Here is a 13,549-nt window from a genome sequence, read left to right as displayed (position 1 = left end):
ATGAACCGACCCTTGCCATGGCAGGGATTGCGCAGGATACCCATGGCACTTCTCCCCCATTTCTCCACCCTGGGCAGCGGGCATACCGTGCTCATGCTGCACGACGCCGATGGTGGCCACCTGACCTTTGCGCCCCAGGTCGAAGCCCTGGCCAGCCTGGGCTACCGGGCCGTGGCCTGGGACATGCCCGGCTATGGCAACAGCGCCCCCATCGAACCCTATGGCTTCAAGGGCCTGGCCGAAGCCTGCATGGCGCTGATCGATGCGTTGCAGTGCGGCCCCGTCACCTTGGTCGGCCACGGCATGGGCGCCATGGTGGCGCTGGAGGTGGCCGTGCGCCAGAGCGCCCTGGTGCGCCGCATGGTGCTGTGCGCCGGTGGCCCCGCGCTGGATGCGCAGGCCGTGGCGGACTGGGTGGAGCCCCGGCTGAAGGCCCTCGATGCCGCACAGGACAGCATGGAATCGCTGGCCCAGGCCGTGGTTCCACAGTTCATCGGCAGCGGCGCGCTGCCCGAAGGCGTGCGCCTGGCCACCCATGCCCTGTCACAGGTGTACCGAGGTTCCTACCGGCGCGCGCTGCAGGCGCTCTCCACCTTCGACCGCAGTGCCGGCGTGCTGGGCCGGCTGCACATGCCGGCGCTGATCATCGGCGGCGCGCAGGACCGCTGCACGCCGCCCGCTGCCCTGCAGGCCCTGGCCCATGTGCTGCCCGATGCGCGCCACCTGAGCCTGCCGCATGCGGGCCACTGGCCGCAACTCGAAGACCCCGACGGTTTTGATGGCGCGCTGGCGGATTTCCTGGCTTCCTCGCGGGTTCTGCATTGACACAAGGCCGTTCGGGTTCTTCCGTTGCGTCGCCCGCACCGGGCTGGTGGGGCCCGGCGCTGGCGGGTACCTTGCTCGTGGCCTTGGCCGCAGGGGGCCTGTGGATGGCGCCGCGCAGCGGGGTGGAGCGTGGAGCGAGCGCCCAGCGGCCCACGCCCGCACAGACGACCCTGGTCACCGCAGCACGGAATGCCGCCAGCCTGCCGGCGGCAGATGCCGTGGTGCCAGCGCCCGTGGTGGCGGCTGCCCCCGTGGCGGCAGAACCCAGCGGACCCAGGGCGTGCGCGCTGTTCCTGCAGCGGCTGCCTTCGGTTTCGCGCACGCAGTGCGAGGAGGCACTGCTCACGCCCAGCGGCTCCGTGTCGGCCCATGGCGTGCCCCTGTTTTGGCGCGACGTGCCTGCGCCGGTGGTGCGGGGTGCTGCCGATGCACCGCTGCGCGTGCTGATTGCCGGCGCCATCCATGGCGATGAACTCACGGCTGCGGCGCTGGCCCTGCGCTGGATCGCCTTCGCCGAGCAGACCGAGCGGCCGGTGCACTGGCGCTTCATCCCGGTGCTCAACCCCGATGGCCTGCTGGCCAAGCCGGCCACGCGCACCAATGGCCGTGGCGTGGACCTGAACCGCAACTTCCCCACCCCCGGCTGGGAGAAGGATGCGCCCCTCTACTGGGACAAGCGCACCAAACGCGACCCTCGGCGCTTCCCCGGCAAGTCACCGCTGTCCGAACCCGAGTCGCAGTTCCTGCACGCGCAGATGGCGGCTTTCCGGCCGCACCTGATCGTAAGCATCCATGCGCCCTACGGCGTGCTCGATTTCGACGGCCCGCTGTCGCCGCCCGAGCGGCTGGGCCGCCTGTGGCTGGACCAGGTGGGCATCTTCCCGGGCTCGCTGGGAAACTACGGCGGTGTGCACCGGGGCATGCCGGTGGTCACCATTGAGCTGCCGCATGCGCTGAACATGCCGGCAGATTTCGAGGTGCGCTCCATGTGGCGCGATCTGCTGCGCTGGATGGGCGAGCACTGGCCCGAGGCTCTGGGCACGGAACCCAGGCCCTGACACAGCTGCCGCCTGGGGGTCAGGACGTGGCCAGCGTGGCCCTGCGCGGCCGCGCCGCTTGCTCGCCCAGAAAGCCGAAGTGCATTGCCGGCTGCTCGCCGCTGATCAGCTCGGCCAGCGCCTTGCCCGAGCCCGCGCCATGCGTCCAGCCCAGCGTGCCGTGGCCGGCGTTCACCCACAGCTTGCCCACGCGGGTGCGGCCGATGAAGGGAATGTTGGTCGGGGTGGCGGGGCGCAGGCCCGTCCAGTACTGCGGGTTGCCGCCCTGTTCGGGCGTGCGTGTGTCGCACACACCGGGCAAAATTTCCTCGATGCGGCGCGACAGCATGTGGCAGCGGGCCTTGGCGACCGGCGAGTCGAGCGACAGGTCGTAGCCGCCCAGCTCGATGGTGCCGGCCACGCGCAGCACATTGCCCAGGCGGCTCATGGCGATCTTGCGGCCGTCGTCGATGGTGGAAACCGAGGGCGCCGCCTCGGGGCGCAGCAGCGGGAAGGTCGCGCTGTAGCCCTTGCCGGGGTAGATCGGCAGGTCCACGCCCACCGTGCGCAGCAGCGGCGCACTGTAGGAGCCGCAGGCCGCCACGACCGCATCGGCCTGGAGCAGGAAGTCCTTCTTGAGGCCATTCGCGCCACTGCGGGCCATGACGGCCACCGAATCGATGGTGTCGCCGATCTTGTTCAGGCGCAGCACGTCGTGCCCGTACAGGAACTGCACGCCGCGCTCCGCGCAGCGTTTGGCCAGGGCCTGGGTGAACACCCGGGCGTCGCCGCTCTCGTCGGTGCTGGTATAGGTGCCGCCGGTGATGTGATCGCCATAGGCCTTGAATGCCGGCTCGATCTGCAGCAGCTCTTCCTTGCTCACCAGGCGACGCTGCACACCATGCTTGCGCATCAGCTCCACCGCGTGGCCGGCATCGTCGAAGGATTTTTGGTCGGTGTAGAAGTGGGCAATGCCGCGTTCGAGCCGGTTGTAGTCGATGCCGGTGGTGGCCACCAGGTCCTTGAGCGCGGCATGGCTGTAGGCGCCCAGCGCCACGATCTGCTGCACATTGCGCTCGAAGGCCCTGTCATTGCACTGGGCCAGGAACTTCAGGCCCCAGCGCCATTGCTCCCAGTCGAGCTGGGGGCGGAACAGCAGCGGCGCCTCCTTGTCGAACATCCACTTGAGCGCTTTCAGCGGTGCATCGCGGTTGGCCCAGGGCTCGCAGTAGCTCACCGAGATCTGGCCGGCGTTGGCGAAACTGGTCTCCAGCGCCGCATCGGGCTGGCGGTCGACCACGACGACCTCGTGGCCGCGCTCCAACAGGTGCCACGCGGTGCTGATGCCGATGATGCCGGCGCCCAGGATGATGGTTTTCATGGATGGCAGTGTGATCCACATTGCGTTCTACTAAAAGCAAAATTAAACTCAATCCAAACGCATCAGTCTGTCTAATGCAAGCAGTGCCCACAAGGCCACCCTTGCACCCGTTTGCCGAGATCCCAGCCATGAGCACCTACGACCCCGCCGCCCTCGAATGCCTTGCCGCCATCGTCGAAGAGGGCGGTTTCGAGCGCGCCGCCCAGCGCCTGAACGTCACGCAGTCGGCTGTCTCCCAGCGCCTGCGTGCGCTGGAGGCCCAGGTGGGCTCGGTGCTCATCGTGCGCAGCCGGCCGCTGCGGCCGACCTCGGCGGGGCAGTTGCTGCTCAAGCACACCAAGCAGATGCGCCTCTTGCGCGCCGACCTGGAGCGCGACCTGCAGGAGCTGGCCCCCAGCGCCCCCGGTGCCACGCGCGAGGACGAGCGCATCTCGATCGCCATCAATGCCGACAGCATCGCCACCTGGGCCATGGGCGCGCTGCACGAGCTGGTGGGCCAGCGCCTGCCGCTGGAAATCATCGTCGACGACCAGGACTTCACGCAGGAGTGGCTGCGCTCGGGCCAGGTGCTGGGCTGCGTCACCACCCTCAAGCAGGCGCTGCGCGGCTGCAAGATGGTGCCGCTCGGTGCCATGCGCTACGTGGCCGTGGCGTCCGCCGCGTTTGCCGAGAAGCATCTGCCCCATGGGCTTACGCCGCACAATTTCCGCGAGGTGTCCTTTCTGTCGTTCAACCGCAAGGACGACATGGCGGCCGAGTTCGTGGCGCGCACCTTCGGGCTCAAGCGCGTGGCGCTCAACCACCTGTTCGTGCCCAGCACAGAAGGACAGATGCGCGCCGTCGCCGCTGGCTGGGCCGTGGGTGTGGTGCCCGAGCTGCTGGCGCGCGGGCCCATTGCAGACGGCAGCATGGTCGACCTCGCTCCCGGCCATGCCCTGCCCATCCAGCTGTACTGGCACTGCTGGAATCTGGAGTCGGTGGTGCTCGACGCCCTGACCGCCGCCCTCACGGCCACGGCTGCAAAGACGCTGACCCAGCCTTGAACTCCGAGCCTGGGCTGGCAAAAGCAGTCAACAAGGGGTAACCCGCACGAAATGGCACTCCCCGCAGTGGGGCGGCACGATTCCTGCAGACTAAAACGTGAACGGCGTAGTTGTATTACAACTTTGTCATTTATTTTTTTACTGCAATGTATAAGATGGGGTCCATGTCCACCACCACGCTACCACCCAAAGTGTCCTTCAAGGAGCAGATGCACCAGGCTCGGGAGGGCGCGATCCTCCAGTCGGCCTGCCGCCTGCTGGGTGAAAAGGCCTTCGACGCCATGACCATGGACGATGTCGCCAATGCGGTGGGCATCGCCAAGGCCAGCCTGTACAAGCACTTCTGCAGCAAGGAAGAGCTGTGCAGTGCCGCCATGGTGCAGATCCTCGCGCGGGTGCGCACCTACCTGAGCGCTCTTCCGGCCGAGCTGCCGGCGCACGAGAAGCTGCGCGCCCTGGTGCGCTGGTCGCTGGAGCGACTGCTGACCAACGAGATGCCGCTGCTGCCCAGCCGCAACTCCACGCTGCGCGCCGTGCTCATGGCCGACAAGGATTACCTCGACGGCCTGGTCACCGTGAGCGACCAGATCGGCGAGTGGATCGTGCAAGCCCAGGCGCAGGGCGTGATCAACCCCACGCTGCCCCCGCTGGTGGTGCTGTACACCCTGTATGCACGCGCCTGCGACCCGGTCGTGACCTTCCTGAAAGAAGGCGGCCAGTATTCCGACGCCGAGATCGTGGACCTGGTGCTGCGCACCTGCTTCGATGGGCTGGTATCGAGGTGAATTGATGGTGACCGCACGCGAAAACGCCCGGCATTCCGGGCGTTTTGCATGAGGGGGCGGCGCATGCCGCCGCCAACTCAGCGCACCAGCAACACCGGCACCTTGCAGTGCGCCAGCACCTGCGTCGTGACGGAGCCCATGACCAGGGTGGCGAGCGCACCATGGCCGTGCGAGCCCATCACCAACAGGTCGTATCGGCCGGAGTCCGCCACCTTGGCAATGGTTTCACCGACCTGACCGACCTTGACGATGGTCTTGGCCTGCACGCCCTGGCGGGAGATGAACTTGAGCACCGGGGCCAGGATCTTGTCGGCTTCCTCGGCGTGGTAGGTGTCCACGGCTTCCTTGCCCAGGGCCGAACGGGCGCGGGCGGGCAGGGGCGCCTGCACGGTGAGCACCGTGTAGTTGTGCTTGGGGCCCAGCAGTTCCTCGTGCGCAGCCAGGTAGGCGAGCATTTTCTTGGTAAAGGCGCTGCCGTCGACAGCGAGCAGGATGTTCATGCAAGTTCTCCTTGTTGGAATGGCAAGACCAGAGTGGCCAGGGTAAGGGGCGCCGGCGATTGTTGTCTTGACCTGTGTCAGGTTTTCTTCCTGCGCTGCACGGGTGGGTGGCCCGTGCAGGCCATCATACGGTTACACAGTAACGGGGCCGGAAGGTTTCCTGTTCTCCATTGCGGGCATAACCCAGCGGGTTGGCCACCACCCGGCATGCAAAGGGGCTGCCATCGGCCCGCGTGCCCTGCACCGTGTAGTCGCTCGGCGCATGCAGGTGACCGTGGATCCATACCTGCGCATGGGGCAGCAGCTCATCGAGCACATTGCAAAAGCCGGCCGTACCCGGCACCACGCCGTAGCGCGGGTCGGCGCTGCGCAGGCTCGGCGCAAAGTGGGTGATGGCCACCGTGGTGCCGTCGAAGGGCGTGGCCAGTGCTTCGCGCAGCCACTCTGTGCACAGCAGCGCCAGCTCGCGCATGGGCTCGGCCAGGAAGGGCTCCCCGTCCTTGGTGCCGCCGGTCTTGCGCAGGTAGTGGTTGGCTGCGCGGAAGGCCTTCTCGCGCAGCTTCAGGCGCCGGGCGAGGTCGGTCACTTGCGCATCGTCCGCCAGCGCGTCGTAGTCGGCCCACAGGGTGGTGGCCACGAAGCGCACGCTGTCCATCACCAGCGTCTCGCGCTCCAGCATGCGGATGCCCAGGCGCTCACAGGTGGCGCGCAGGCGCGCGTGGGCGGTATCGAAGTCGAGCGCGTCGTACTCGTGGTTGCCCGGCACGAACAGCACCGGCGTGGGCCAGCCGGCGAACTGCGGCAGCGGCGAAAAACGCGCCAGGCCAAAGTCCTCGTCCTGCATGCGGCCCCCGTCCTGGTAGGAGCCGATGTCACCGGCCAGCACCAGCAGGTCGCCGCCCGGTGCGGGCTCGGGCATGAAATCGGGGTTGGCTTCGAGGTGCAGGTCGGACAGGATCTGGATTTTCATGGGCTGTGCAGTCTAAGGGGTCTTGCCAGCCGAATGGCCGGGCTCCCCCTGCGGAAACGCGCGCCGTGCCGAACGCGCCAGCGCCGATAGCAGCCAGCCCATGGCCGCCTCCTGCGTGCTGTTGCGGCGCCACAGTGCGTCCACGTGCACGGGCGGCACGTCGAAGGGCAGGTTGCGCTGCACCAGGGCATCCGCGATACCGGTCACCGGTACGAAGTGGCGCGGCAGAACGGTCAGCATGTCCGAACCCGAGACCACGCGGCCCGCTGTGAAGAACTGGTTCACCGTGAGCACCACCCGCCGGCGCCGCCCGAGCGATGCCAGCGCCTCGTCGATGAAGCCGAAGGGCCGGCCCGAAAAGCTCACCAGCATGTGGCGTGCCTCGCAGTAGGCATCCAGCGTGAGGGGCGCATCGGCCAGCGGGTGGCCCTGGCGCATCACGCACATGTATTCGCTGTCGTACAGCCGCCGGCTCTCGAACGACACCATGCCGCCCGACTGCTCGCGCGCAGTGAGGTCGGCCAGCACGGCGGGGAAGTAGCCCACGGCCATGTCGGCTGCCTCTTCCTCCAGCAGCCGGCGCGGGTCGCGCGTCGTCAAGGGCACCACCCGCACCGCGACACCGGGCGCCTCGCTCTCCAGAATCTCCACCAGGCCGGGCACCAGGGTCGCACCCGTGGCATCGGCCATGGCCAGCACGAAGGTGGATTCGGCCGTGGCCGGGTCGAAGCGGCCGGGTGCCAGCGATTCCTGCAACTGCGTGAGCGCATCGCGAATGGGGGGCCACAGGGCCAGTGCCCGGGGCGTGGGCTCCACCCCCTGGCCGCTGCGCACCACCAAGTCGTCGCCGAGCACCTCGCGCAGGCGGCGCATGGCGTTGCTCACGGCTGGCTGGGTCAGCGACAGCTTGTGCGCCGCCTTGGTCAGGCTGCGCTCGGCCATGACCTCGTCAAAGACCCTGAGCAGGTTCAGGTCGAGGGAGCGGAAGTTCAGGCGGCTGGACATGGTTTCAAATCATCACCAATGTGAATACCAATGATTCAACATATAAATTTGAAAGACTAAAGGGTAAACCCTAGTATTGCGACATCGCCCGGCAATGTCGCCAAAAGCGCTCGATAGGGGAACCGAAATGACCAATTTTGTACACGTGGACTATCCAACCGAACACCCTGGCGTGATCCGCGCCGAAAAGGCTGCGGCTGCCCTCAAGGGCATCGCCGCAGGCTTCGACAGTGCCCGTGGCGCTGCCTCCCTGGTGCTGGCCGCCGTGGTCTCCGCCTTGCTGGTGCTGGCCAACCAGGTGGTCGATCGCTGGACCGACGGCCACCTGCTGTCGGCCTGGGTCGTGCTGTGGCTGGTGGCGTTCGCTGCCCTCGCCCTGCTGTCCGCACCGGCCCGCCGTGCCGGTCTGGCCCTGCGCGCCGCTGCTTCCAGCTGGGCCGAAAGCCGCCGCCACGCCGCCGAAGACAGCCGCACTTGGCAGGTCGCTCTGCGCGATCCGCGCATCATGGCCGAACTGAACCATGGGATGAGCGACATCCGCAAGTACTACTGAGTCGGTTAGCTTTTGCGCTGCAAAGCCGTGGCATGCCACGGCTTTTTTGTTGCTGGCGGGGCTGCACCTACAGTACATCACTGCCGTGAATGGCAGTGATTCAAGATATAAACTTGATAACACATGGGGTAAACCCTAAGATTCACTCACTCGCCCGGCAATGTCGCCAAAAGCGCTGATAAAGGGAACCGAAATGACCAATTTTGCACACGTTGACTATCCTACCGAACACTCTGGCGTGATCCGCGCCCAAAACGCTGCCGCTGCCATCAAGGGCATCGCAGCCAGCTTCGACAGCGCCCGTGGCGCGTCCTCCCTGCTGCTGGCAGCCGTCGTCTCCGCCCTGCTGGTGGTCGCCAACCAGGTGATCGACACCTGGAGCGAAGGCCACTTGCTGGCCGCCTGGATGGTGCTGTGGCTGGTGGCATTCGCCGCGCTGGCCCTGCTGTCCGTACCTGCCCGCCGTGCCGCCGCTTCGCTGCGTGCCAGCTTCGCCCGCTGGGTCGAAAGCAATCGCCGGGCGGCCGAAGACCAGCGCACCTGGCAAGTCGCCATCCGCGACCCGCGCATCATGGCCGAGCTGAACCATGCCATGGGTGTGCCCACGTTGAACGACATCCGCGGGTACAACTGAGCGGTCAGCCCGCCGGTCGCCGCGCGCGACCGGTCTGGCTACCCTCGCAATACATTCAAGCCGTGGCGTGTGCCACGGCTTTTTTGTTGCTTCTGGGTTTCTCGCCAACCACCCTGCCAACACTTCGCCAAAGCGCCTGCCGTGAAAAAGCCGCCCGGACCTTGCAGTCGGGGCGGCTTTTTTATGGTGCCGGCAAGCCAGGCACCAGAAATGCCATCAGGCAGCCAGGCGCTTTTCGATGGCAGCCTTGGTGTCCAGCAGGGCTTGGGGCAGGTGGTAGGCCAACTGCTCGAAGTGCGTCGTGTGGAGCTTGAGCTCTTCGGCCCAGGCGGCCTTGTCGATGCTGGTCACGGTGTTGAACTGGGCAGCGCTGAAATCCAGGCCCGTCCAGTTGATCTCGGCGTAGGCAGGGGCCACGCCGAACATGGTCTGCTCGCCCGTGGCCTTGCCTTCCAGGCGGTCGATCATCCACTTGAGCACGCGCATGTTTTCGCCGTAGCCGGGCCAGACGAACTTGCCGGCCTCGTCCTTGCGGAACCAGTTGGTGGTGTAGATGCGGGGCAGGGTGGCGCCCGACGCGGCCAGCTTCTCGCCCAGCGTCAGCCAGTGCTGGAAGTAGTCGCTCATGTTGTAGCCCATGAAGGGCAGCATCGCGAACGGGTCGCGGCGCACCACGCCCTGCTGGCCGGCGGCGGCAGCCGTGGTTTCGGAGCCCATGGTGGCGGCCATGTAGACGCCTTCGGTCCAGTTGCGTGCCTCGGTCACCAGCGGCACCGTGGTCGAACGGCGGCCACCGAAGATGAAGGCGTCGATCTTCACGCCCTTGGGGTCGTCCCAGGCGGGGTCGAGCGCGGGGTTGTTGGTGGCGGCCACGGTGAAGCGGGCGTTGGGGTGGGCGGCCTTGGCGCCGGTCTGTTTGGCGATCTCGGGTGTCCAGTCGTTGCCTTGCCAGTCGATCAGGTGGGCGGGCAGGCCGCCGGTGTCCTTTTCCATGCCTTCCCACCAGACGTCGCCGTCATCGGTCAGGGCGACGTTGGTGAAGATCACGTCCTTGTCCAGGCTGGCCATGCAGTTGGGGTTGGTCAGTGTGTTGGTGCCGGGAGCCACGCCGAAGTAGCCAGCCTCGGGGTTGATGGCACGCAGGCTGCCATCGGCCTGGGGCTTGATCCAGGCGATGTCGTCGCCGATGGTGGTGACCTTCCAGCCGTCGAAGGCATCCGGCGGCACCAGCATCGAGAAATTGGTCTTGCCGCAGGCGCTGGGGAAGGCGGCGGCCACGTGGTACTTCTGGCCTTCGGGGTTGGTCACGCCCAGGATCAGCATGTGCTCGGCCAGCCAACCCTGGTCACGGCCCATGGTGGAGGCGATGCGCAGAGCGAAGCACTTCTTGCCCAGCAGCGCATTGCCGCCGTAGCCCGAGCCGTAGCTCCAGATCTCGCGCGTCTCGGGGTAGTGCACGATGTACTTGGTCTTGTTGCAGGGCCACTTCACGTCGGCCTGGCCGGCGGCCAGGGGGGCGCCCACGGTGTGCACGCAGGGCACGAAATCACCGTCCACGCCCAGCACGTCGTACACAGCCTTGCCCATGCGGGTCATGATCTTCATGTTCACGGCCACATAGGGGCTGTCGGACAGCTCGATGCCCACGTGCGCAATCGGCGAGCCCAGCGGGCCCATGCTGAACGGCACCACGTACATGGTGCGGCCCTTCATGCAGCCATCGAACAGCGGCTGCAGCGTGGTGCGCATCTCGGCCGGCGCCATCCAGTTGTTGGTCGGGCCGGCGTCTTCCTTGGCGGCCGAGCAGATGTAGGTGCGGTCTTCCACGCGGGCCACGTCGGTCGGGTCCGAGCAGGCCAGGAAGCTGCCGGGGCGCTTGGCGGGATTGAGCTTCTGGAAGGTGCCGGCATCGACCAGTTGCTGGCACAGGCGGTCGTACTCTTCCTTGCTGCCATCGCACCAGTAAATGCTGTCGGGCTTGCACAGGGCGGCCATGTCGGCCACCCAGGCGATCAGCCGGGCATTCTTGACGTGCGAGGGGGCGTTGAGATTCAGGCCCTGCATGGTGGGTGCGTTCATCGGGAGCTTCCTAAGTTGAAAAACAGTCTTTTCAAAGGGAGCGTCCCGGGACCCGGGGCGAAAGGCCTGGCGCAGGTGCGGATGCTGAGCGCTGCCTTTGAAAAAACGGCTTTCTTGCTCAGTCGGCGGGCGGGGCGCGGGTCATCCCCACGGGGTGGAGGACGGATTCCACGGATTCCGCGGGTCGGCTGGGATGTCGATTTTATGAATCTACCGCCCGCTTGTCTGTCAGACAGGGTCTAAATCCATGCAAAAATTGCATGGGGTTATGTCTTTCAAATGGGTGCTTCAGGCGCCAGTCGAGCCTACCCAGCGCTCGTAGCCGGCCTTGCGCAGGGCGCAGGCCGGGCAGGTGCCGCAGCCGTAGCCCCAGGCATGGCGCTCGCCGCGCACACCGTGGTAGCAGGTGTGCGATTGCTCCAGCACCACGTCCACCAGCGCCTGCCCGCCCAGGTCCTTCGCCATTTGCCAGGTGTCGGCCTTGTCCAGCCACATCAGCGGGGTCTCGAAGGTGAAGCGCTGGCCCATGCCCAGCGACACGGCCACCTGCAGCGCCTTCAGCGTGTCGTCGCGGCAGTCCGGGTAGCCTGAGAAGTCCGTCTCGCACATGCCGCCCACCAGGGTGTGCAGCCCGCGCCGGTAGCCCACGGCGGCCGCCAGGTTGAAGAACAGCAGGTTGCGCCCGGGCACGAAAGTGTTGGGCAGGCCGGCGGCGGTCATCTGGATCTCGGTCTCGCTGGTCAGCGCCGTGTCGCTGATGCGGCCCAGCACCGCCAGGTCGAGCATGTGGTCCTCGCCGAGCCGGCCAGCCCATTGCGGAAAGCGCTCGCGCACGGCCGCGAGGACGGTCTGGCGGGCCGTGAGCTCGATGTGGTGGCGCTGGCCATAGTCGAAGCCGACGGTCTCGACATGGGCGAAGTGCGTGAGCGCCCAGGCCAGGCAGGTGGTGGAATCCTGTCCACCGGAGAAAAGAACCAATGCGCTTCCGGGTCTCATGGGGCAGCTCCTGGGGGTTGAAGAAAAAAGGACGAAAAAAAGCCCCGCTGCGCGGGGCTGCCATGGACGCGTGTGGGGCGCTCCGTGGCGATCAGGCCATGTTCACGGCGATGAACGCCAGCAAAAACATCATGATGCCGCCCACCACGGGCAGCACGATGGGCATCAGCGGCACCACGTTTTCCACGGCGTCGGCCGGATGCTCTTCAGGGGCGTGGGGGGTATTGTGGTCGGACATGCGGGGCTCCAGATGCTTAAAACTTGCGCAATTCTAGCCGGAGTGGGAGGCAGGACCAACTCCCTCATACGGATTTGCATTCGATCGTATAACTAGGCGGGAGCCGCAGACAGTGCTGTAGCACGGCAAGGCGAACCAACGACGTTATACGGTTGAAGGCAAATCCGTATCAGATCAGCACGGCTTCCATGCCCCCATCGTGCAGGTGTTGCAGCACCTCTTCGATATGGGCCTTGCCCCGCGTCTGCAGCACCAGTTCGATCTCCACATTCTGTGCGGCCAGCATGGTGAAGGCGCGCTGGTGGTGCACCTCCTCGATGTTGGCGCCCGTGTCGGCCACCATGGCCGTGATGCGTGCCAGCACCCCCGGGATGTCGCGCGCACTGACCTTGACGCGTGCCAGCCGGCCCGAGCGCACCATGCCGCGCTCGATGATGGCCGCCAGCAGCAGCGGGTCGATATTGCCTCCGCACAGCACCAGTCCCACCTTCTTGCCCTTGAAGCGCTCGGGGTAGCGCACCAGTGCCGCCAGGCCGGCGGCGCCGGCGCCCTCCACCAGGGTCTTTTCGATCTCCAGCAGCATCAGCACCGCCTGCTCGATGTCGCCTTCGTCCACCAGCACCAGGTCGTCCACCAGGCGCCGGATGATCTCCTGCGTGATCTTGCCGGGCGTGCCCACGGCAATGCCTTCGGCGATGGTCGAGGTGCCCTGCGGGTGCTGCGTGCCCTGGATGGCGTTGACCATGGCCGGGAAGCGCGAGGTCTGCACGCCGATGATCTCGATGCCCGGGCGGATCGCCTTGGCCGCAGTGGCCACGCCCGAGATCAGGCCGCCGCCGCCCACGGCGATCACCAGCGTGTCGAGGTCGGGCACGGCCGCCAGCATCTCCAGCCCCAGCGTGCCCTGGCCGGCAGCCACGGCCTCGTCGTCGTAGGGGTGCACGAAGGTCAGGCTGCGCTCGCTGGCCAGCTGGTAGGCATGGGCGCGCGCCTCTTCGAGGGTGTCACCGTGCAGCACGACCTCGGCACCGAAGCCGCGCGTGCGCTGCACCTTCACGCCCGGTGTGAAGCGCGGCATCACGATCACCGCATGCAGCCCCAGGCGCTGCGCATGGTAGGCCACCCCCTGGGCATGGTTGCCGGCGCTCATGGCGATCACGCCGCGTGCCTGTTCTTCAGCGCTCAGCTGCACCAGCTTGTTGCAGGCCCCGCGCTCCTTGAAGGAGGCCGTGAACTGCAGGTTCTCGAACTTGAGGAACACCTGGGCGCCCACGATCTGGGAGAGCGTCTTGGACTCGACGCAGGGGGTGTCGAGCACATGGCCCCGGACGCGGGCGGCGGCGGCTTGGATGTCGTTGAGGGTCAGCATGGGTGCCATTGTGGCGCCCCGCAGCGCCTTTTGCGACAGGCTCGCTTCACAGGGCGGTGGAATGCCATGCACGGATTCTTGACTCGGTAACCCCTCGGATCACAGTGTGTTACCGGCCCCACGAGGGGCGGGGT

General features: G+C 66.7%; 14 protein-coding genes. 6 read left to right on the top strand and 8 right to left on the bottom strand.

Translation table 11 applies throughout. The annotated features are described in order from the left end of the window. Positions 1-42: 42 nt before the first annotated feature. The gene (locus tag ACSQ9E_RS28175) at positions 43-825 is read left to right on the top strand and encodes an alpha/beta fold hydrolase (protein WP_436219755.1); all 783 of its coding nucleotides are present in this window, start codon (positions 43-45) and stop codon (positions 823-825) included. After that, positions 822-1,883: a M14 family zinc carboxypeptidase gene (locus tag ACSQ9E_RS28170; protein WP_436219754.1), complete on the top strand. Its 1,062-nt coding sequence runs from the start codon at positions 822-824 to the stop codon at positions 1,881-1,883. Before ACSQ9E_RS28175 ends, ACSQ9E_RS28170 begins: the two co-directional genes overlap by 4 nt. Positions 1,884-1,902: 19 nt before the next feature. Here ACSQ9E_RS28170 and ACSQ9E_RS28165 read toward each other — a convergent pair whose 3' ends face one another. Beyond that, positions 1,903-3,243, bottom strand: coding sequence for a D-amino acid dehydrogenase (locus ACSQ9E_RS28165; protein ID WP_436219753.1), 1,341 nt, complete (start codon positions 3,241-3,243; stop codon positions 1,903-1,905). Between the two features lie 128 nt (positions 3,244-3,371). Between ACSQ9E_RS28165 and ACSQ9E_RS28160 the strand changes: the two genes are divergently transcribed. Continuing rightward, positions 3,372-4,286, top strand: coding sequence for a LysR family transcriptional regulator ArgP (locus ACSQ9E_RS28160; protein ID WP_057200783.1), 915 nt, complete (start codon positions 3,372-3,374; stop codon positions 4,284-4,286). A 164-nt stretch (positions 4,287-4,450) separates the two neighbouring features. After that, complete coding sequence (locus ACSQ9E_RS28155) at positions 4,451-5,071, top strand: TetR/AcrR family transcriptional regulator (protein ID WP_428002869.1); 621 nt, start codon at positions 4,451-4,453, stop codon at positions 5,069-5,071. A 77-nt stretch (positions 5,072-5,148) separates the two neighbouring features. Here ACSQ9E_RS28155 and ACSQ9E_RS28150 read toward each other — a convergent pair whose 3' ends face one another. The 3 genes from ACSQ9E_RS28150 to ACSQ9E_RS28140 all read right to left on the bottom strand — a co-directional run bounded on the left by ACSQ9E_RS28150 (position 5,149) and on the right by ACSQ9E_RS28140 (position 7,546). After that, complete coding sequence (locus tag ACSQ9E_RS28150; protein ID WP_057200308.1) at positions 5,149-5,571, bottom strand: universal stress protein; 423 nt, start codon at positions 5,569-5,571, stop codon at positions 5,149-5,151. Between the two features lie 124 nt (positions 5,572-5,695). Continuing rightward, positions 5,696-6,541 (bottom strand): metallophosphoesterase, encoded by an 846-nt coding sequence (locus tag ACSQ9E_RS28145; protein WP_436219752.1) that lies wholly within the window; start codon positions 6,539-6,541, stop codon positions 5,696-5,698. A gap of 12 nt (positions 6,542-6,553) precedes the next feature. Continuing rightward, positions 6,554-7,546, bottom strand: coding sequence for a LysR family transcriptional regulator (locus tag ACSQ9E_RS28140; protein WP_057200306.1), 993 nt, complete (start codon positions 7,544-7,546; stop codon positions 6,554-6,556). Between the two features lie 127 nt (positions 7,547-7,673). On the opposite strand from ACSQ9E_RS28140, the gene ACSQ9E_RS28135 reads away from it, so the two are divergent. Both ACSQ9E_RS28135 and ACSQ9E_RS28130 read left to right on the top strand, forming a co-directional pair. Further along, complete coding sequence (locus tag ACSQ9E_RS28135) at positions 7,674-8,099, top strand: hypothetical protein (protein WP_057200305.1); 426 nt, start codon at positions 7,674-7,676, stop codon at positions 8,097-8,099. A gap of 193 nt (positions 8,100-8,292) precedes the next feature. Continuing rightward, positions 8,293-8,733, top strand: a complete 441-nt coding sequence (locus tag ACSQ9E_RS28130) for a hypothetical protein (RefSeq protein ID WP_436219751.1) — start codon at positions 8,293-8,295, stop codon at positions 8,731-8,733. A 216-nt stretch (positions 8,734-8,949) separates the two neighbouring features. Here ACSQ9E_RS28130 and ACSQ9E_RS28125 read toward each other — a convergent pair whose 3' ends face one another. The 4 genes from ACSQ9E_RS28125 to ACSQ9E_RS28110 form a co-directional block, all read right to left on the bottom strand. After that, positions 8,950-10,812: a phosphoenolpyruvate carboxykinase (GTP) gene (locus tag ACSQ9E_RS28125; protein ID WP_428002866.1), complete on the bottom strand. Its 1,863-nt coding sequence runs from the start codon at positions 10,810-10,812 to the stop codon at positions 8,950-8,952. 288 nt (positions 10,813-11,100) lie between these two features. Continuing rightward, complete coding sequence (gene queC / locus ACSQ9E_RS28120; protein WP_057200302.1) at positions 11,101-11,808, bottom strand: 7-cyano-7-deazaguanine synthase QueC; 708 nt, start codon at positions 11,806-11,808, stop codon at positions 11,101-11,103. 91 nt (positions 11,809-11,899) lie between these two features. Continuing rightward, positions 11,900-12,046 (bottom strand): hypothetical protein, encoded by a 147-nt coding sequence (locus ACSQ9E_RS28115; protein ID WP_007860492.1) that lies wholly within the window; start codon positions 12,044-12,046, stop codon positions 11,900-11,902. A 169-nt stretch (positions 12,047-12,215) separates the two neighbouring features. Beyond that, the gene (locus tag ACSQ9E_RS28110; protein WP_436219750.1) at positions 12,216-13,415 is read right to left on the bottom strand and encodes a threonine ammonia-lyase; all 1,200 of its coding nucleotides are present in this window, start codon (positions 13,413-13,415) and stop codon (positions 12,216-12,218) included. Positions 13,416-13,549 lie beyond the last annotated feature (134 nt).

The sequence above is a fragment of the Acidovorax sp. LjRoot118 genome (assembly GCF_964253575.1).
Classification (GTDB): Bacteria; Pseudomonadota; Gammaproteobacteria; order Burkholderiales; family Burkholderiaceae_C; genus Acidovorax.
This window is presented reverse-complemented; position numbering and strand designations above follow the sequence as displayed.

Coding starts and splice junctions, on each gene's coding strand:
- ACSQ9E_RS28115 (WP_007860492.1), bottom strand. CDS start 12,046: ATGTCCGACCACAATACCCCCCACGCCCCTGAAGAGCATCCGGCCGAC.
- ACSQ9E_RS28145 (WP_436219752.1), bottom strand. CDS start 6,541: ATGAAAATCCAGATCCTGTCCGACCTGCACCTCGAAGCCAACCCCGAT.
- ACSQ9E_RS28165 (WP_436219753.1), bottom strand. CDS start 3,243: ATGAAAACCATCATCCTGGGCGCCGGCATCATCGGCATCAGCACCGCG.
- ACSQ9E_RS28140 (WP_057200306.1), bottom strand. CDS start 7,546: ATGTCCAGCCGCCTGAACTTCCGCTCCCTCGACCTGAACCTGCTCAGG.
- ACSQ9E_RS28125 (WP_428002866.1), bottom strand. CDS start 10,812: ATGAACGCACCCACCATGCAGGGCCTGAATCTCAACGCCCCCTCGCAC.
- ACSQ9E_RS28150 (WP_057200308.1), bottom strand. CDS start 5,571: ATGAACATCCTGCTCGCTGTCGACGGCAGCGCCTTTACCAAGAAAATG.
- queC (WP_057200302.1), bottom strand. CDS start 11,808: ATGAGACCCGGAAGCGCATTGGTTCTTTTCTCCGGTGGACAGGATTCC.
- ACSQ9E_RS28160 (WP_057200783.1), top strand. CDS start 3,372: ATGAGCACCTACGACCCCGCCGCCCTCGAATGCCTTGCCGCCATCGTC.
- ACSQ9E_RS28175 (WP_436219755.1), top strand. CDS start 43: ATGGCACTTCTCCCCCATTTCTCCACCCTGGGCAGCGGGCATACCGTG.
- ACSQ9E_RS28135 (WP_057200305.1), top strand. CDS start 7,674: ATGACCAATTTTGTACACGTGGACTATCCAACCGAACACCCTGGCGTG.
- ACSQ9E_RS28130 (WP_436219751.1), top strand. CDS start 8,293: ATGACCAATTTTGCACACGTTGACTATCCTACCGAACACTCTGGCGTG.
- ACSQ9E_RS28155 (WP_428002869.1), top strand. CDS start 4,451: ATGTCCACCACCACGCTACCACCCAAAGTGTCCTTCAAGGAGCAGATG.
- ACSQ9E_RS28110 (WP_436219750.1), bottom strand. CDS start 13,415: ATGCTGACCCTCAACGACATCCAAGCCGCCGCCGCCCGCGTCCGGGGC.